Annotated in this window: 7 protein-coding genes; 1 reads left to right on the forward strand and 6 read right to left on the reverse strand. The window is 28.4% G+C overall.

What is annotated here, in order from left to right; translation table 11 throughout:
- Nucleotides 1–51 precede the first annotated feature (51 nt).
- On the reverse strand, nucleotides 52–336 hold the full coding sequence (locus ACP5GV_RS07910) for a hypothetical protein (RefSeq protein ID WP_428103229.1): 285 nt from the start codon (nucleotides 334–336) through the stop codon (nucleotides 52–54).
- 194 nt (nucleotides 337–530) lie between these two features.
- On the opposite strand from ACP5GV_RS07910, the gene ACP5GV_RS07915 reads away from it, so the two are divergent.
- On the forward strand, nucleotides 531–1,958 hold the full coding sequence (locus tag ACP5GV_RS07915) for an alkaline phosphatase family protein (protein ID WP_428103231.1): 1,428 nt from the start codon (nucleotides 531–533) through the stop codon (nucleotides 1,956–1,958).
- A 3-nt stretch (nucleotides 1,959–1,961) separates the two neighbouring features.
- Here ACP5GV_RS07915 and ACP5GV_RS07920 read toward each other — a convergent pair whose 3' ends face one another.
- The 5 genes from ACP5GV_RS07920 to ACP5GV_RS07940 all read right to left on the reverse strand — a co-directional run.
- Nucleotides 1,962–2,093 (reverse strand): type II toxin-antitoxin system VapC family toxin, encoded by a 132-nt coding sequence (locus ACP5GV_RS07920; protein WP_428103233.1) that lies wholly within the window; start codon nucleotides 2,091–2,093, stop codon nucleotides 1,962–1,964.
- Nucleotides 2,087–2,362: a hypothetical protein gene (locus ACP5GV_RS07925; RefSeq protein ID WP_428103235.1), complete on the reverse strand. Its 276-nt coding sequence runs from the start codon at nucleotides 2,360–2,362 to the stop codon at nucleotides 2,087–2,089. Before ACP5GV_RS07925 ends, ACP5GV_RS07920 begins: the two co-directional genes overlap by 7 nt.
- Before the next feature lie 49 nt (nucleotides 2,363–2,411).
- The gene (locus ACP5GV_RS07930) at nucleotides 2,412–2,612 is read right to left on the reverse strand and encodes an AbrB/MazE/SpoVT family DNA-binding domain-containing protein (RefSeq protein ID WP_428103237.1); all 201 of its coding nucleotides are present in this window, start codon (nucleotides 2,610–2,612) and stop codon (nucleotides 2,412–2,414) included.
- Nucleotides 2,613–3,124: 512 nt separating this feature from the next.
- Nucleotides 3,125–3,469: a nucleotidyltransferase domain-containing protein gene (locus ACP5GV_RS07935; protein WP_428069820.1), complete on the reverse strand. Its 345-nt coding sequence runs from the start codon at nucleotides 3,467–3,469 to the stop codon at nucleotides 3,125–3,127.
- A partial coding sequence (locus ACP5GV_RS07940; RefSeq protein ID WP_428103239.1) for a HEPN domain-containing protein occupies nucleotides 3,447–3,781 on the reverse strand: 335 nt, incomplete at its 5' end. The genes ACP5GV_RS07940 and ACP5GV_RS07935, both read right to left, overlap by 23 nt.

A 3,781-nucleotide genomic window follows, 5' to 3' on the forward strand; every position in this document is an offset into this window, starting at 1 on the left:
GATGTTGTGTTTATTACTTTACCATTACCTGGATAAAACAATGCATATTTATTACTTGATGGAGTAAATGAAGATAAAATTAATTGGTGTTCCTGCAACAGTTGCATATGATGAGACTGCAGCTGGAGATAAGGAAGAAATAGATGTTGTGGTTGTATTAAAGGTTATGGTTGTGGTTGTAGAAGTTACAGGTGGAATAGATGTTGTTGTAGAAGTAGAAGTTGTAGAAGTGGTTACAGAGGGTTTTTTAGTTGCATAATAAGCAGCTACCCCTCCTACAATAACTATTATTACAACAACTATTACTGCAATTATTCCTTTCGAAACACCTTTCATACGCTCACCTTTCTTTTGCTAATATCAGAATTTATGCCCACTTAAATACTTTTCCACTTCTTTCACACTATATCATTCATATTATAAATATTTTAAAAATTATGAAGACCTCATCATTTAGTATATGAAAGAGATGAGCTATTTAACATTAAAATTTAAAAGGGATAAAGTTAAAAATAAAAGGGTATTAAGAAATGAAATCAATAATGCTAGGCCTTGACGGTCTATCACCTCAAATACTTAGTAATGCACTAAAAAAGTTGGAGTTAAGAAATTTAAGAAAAATTATTGAGAATGGACAATTACACGGTTTAATATCAATACCACCTGTTACACCAATAGAATGGACAAGCATAGCTACAGGCGTTAATCCCGCAAAACATGGAATTTGGGGTTTTACAAAAATTTATAACAATAATGGAAAACCTATGTGGAGATATTATCAAAGCTTTGACGTTAAATATCCTAGAGTTTTTGAAATAACAGCATTTAAGGATTTGAGCACATTATCAATAAATTATCCATTAACATGGCCAATTAATGGTAACTGGTATACAAAAAATTTGGATTTAATTACAGACACATTAATTGCACCAAAGGTAGAAACAAATTCTGATTTTCTCAAAAAATACTTGAATTACTTTAATCCATCTTTAAATCCTTATGATAAAACAAAATCTTATATAAAAGGCTTAGAGAATATCCTGAATGAAAAAGACTATGATTTTGTTTCCATTGTATTGCCTTTCCCGGATCAGACTTTTCATAAAGATTCCCATGAGGTACTAAATGTTAAGAAAAAATCAAGAGAAATATGGAATATGATAGATTCTCTATTGGGAGAAATAATTAAAAAGAGCAAAAATATTTTCATAGTTTCAGATCACGGCCTAGGCTCATATAGATACTATGCAAATCCTTTAATACCACTGATAGAAAAAAAGAGAAATTATGATTTATTTACTTCTTTTTATACCATAAATGATAAGCTATCATTATTTTTTAAAATACCTATGAGAGTTATCATAAAGAAAACTATAATTAGAAGGTATTTCAATGTCTTAAGGGAAAGAAATGAATTATATAAATTAAGCCAAGAAGAAGCCTGGAAGGGTTATGAAACAGAAATGGATAAACTTAGCATAACATATGATATGCATGATCCAGCTGATGTATGGGTTTCGTATTTTTTAAATGACAAGCAAAGAGCTCTATACATGAAATTAATAGATAAAGATGAAATCTCTAAGTATATTAAAATTGTAAAGACAGAGGATTTATTTAAGGGTTCATTTTATCCAGAATTTCCTTCTGCTATTATAATGCCTAAGTTTATTGATAGAATTTATTTAGATTTTGCTTTACAGACTTTATCATTCTCAAGGCTAAGATTTGACTTGAGGTCAAACCATCACATATACGGAGTATTTATAGCGTATGGAGAAAAAATCGATAATAGGAAAATCACGCTAAAAGAGCCTTTAACAAATTATGATATTACTCCTACTATTTTATCTTCTCTAGGACTACCTATTCCTAAAGGAACAGACGGGAAAAGCTTAATAGAGAATAATCAGTATTATCCATATGATATTGCTATAAAGATTAAGAAAATAAAATAAGATTTAAAGCCATATCCTTTTAATTTCATTTATTTTATCAAAATCTTTATCTTCGTTTACTATAATCTCTATATTATGATTTTTCATCGTAGCTAAATGAAACGCATCAGAAGGTTTAAGCCCATAACCTAACATATATTTGATAACTCATATTCGTCTTGGCTAAGGCAAAGAATTGTAACATAAGGAATGATGAACTTATCAATAAATTCCATGGTATCTTTATATTCTACTTTGTACTTTTTCTTAGATATGTAAAGAACTTCATCTAAAACTAATACATTTGTATAAAGATAGTAGTTTTTATTTAAATGAGAAAAGAATTTTTCGATCTTATCTATAATCTCATTAGTTACTTTAACATTAATATAAATGAATAAACTAGAATCAATAAAAGATTTCAATCCTCAAACTCCTCTTCAAGATATATATTAGCTAAATCCCCTAGACTGGCTATTGGACCTGATAGTTTTTCTGTCTTTCTCTTACCCACGAGAAAACTTCTTTAAGATCTGGTTGGCCCTTTATAATCAATCCATCATCAGTGACTTCAACTATTACATAACCATTCTCTTTTATTTTATATGCCTCTCTAAGTTTCTTGGGTATTATTACTTGCCCTTTTGGACCAATTTTTAATTTTAGTTTAACCATATGTTACATCTAGTAAAACTTAAAGCTATACAAAGTTTATAAACCTTTTAAAATACAAAATGAATTAATTTACTTACATCATATATAACATATGCATACGATCATTTGGAAAATTTATCTTTCATAATATCTGGATCTGAAATAAACGTATTACATCATTTCTTTGGTTAAACAAAAACCTCATTATATAACAAAGCTTATTTAAGGGTTAAACAAAAACGTTAAATAAGGAAAAATTTATAGACTACTTGAAAAAAGATTTGGTGAAGTTAAGAAAATAGAAGATGATAAAATTAAAAAAGCGTTTGGTAAATTAAACGAAATATAGAATGAGTAACTTGTTATGTATATTCTAAGATCAAACATAACAGAGATCTGGAAAGCATTTTGAAGGATGCAGTAAATATTGAGGAAATTGCAAAACCATTATAATAATAAATAATCAATTTTAGCAATAAAAAGTTTAAATAATTTTTGATGCATGTTATTATAATTTGTTATTAAACAAACAACTAAAAATCTTTATGTTCTAACAGAAATTCTATTTTTTCTAGTTTTGTTCTTTGTTTATAAAGGTTCAGCATTTCACTTTTTACAACGTGTATTTCAAATGGATCGGTTATTCCATTTTCCCAAAGCTTTGCAATTACAATTTCAGGAGGAAGATCGGTTACAACAAGTAGATCTATGTCACTTGAAATTAGATTCCTTTTATCGGCAACACTTCCAAAAATGTAGATTTCTGCATTTTTATCTAAACCTTTAACTACATAATATACTGTTTTCAGATACGATAATAAATTTTCATATATTTCAGCCCTTCTTTTAGCCTCTTCAATTAATAACCTTTCTGACAACCATAAACACCTCATCAACCGCTTCCTTAATTTTAAATACCTCTTCTTTTCTATATTCTCTAGCAATATATCTAGAAGTTATGTATACATCTTCTAGAAGCGCGAGCTCTATTAAAAACTTTTGCAAAACATTCTTTACTTCTTCCTTTCCTGTAACTTCATATATAAGTTCTAAAAGCCTTCTAATACTATGAATTCTAGGATATTCCAGCCCTTGTTTAAGGAGTGCTGCTTTTAAAAAAAGCTGTAAGCTTTGCTCTAAGCTAAATGCTGCCAAATCATAATATTCTCTATCTATTTGAATTAGAGCAG

Source organism: Caldisphaera sp. (assembly GCF_049974385.1).
GTDB lineage: Archaea > Thermoproteota > Thermoprotei_A > Sulfolobales > Acidilobaceae > Caldisphaera.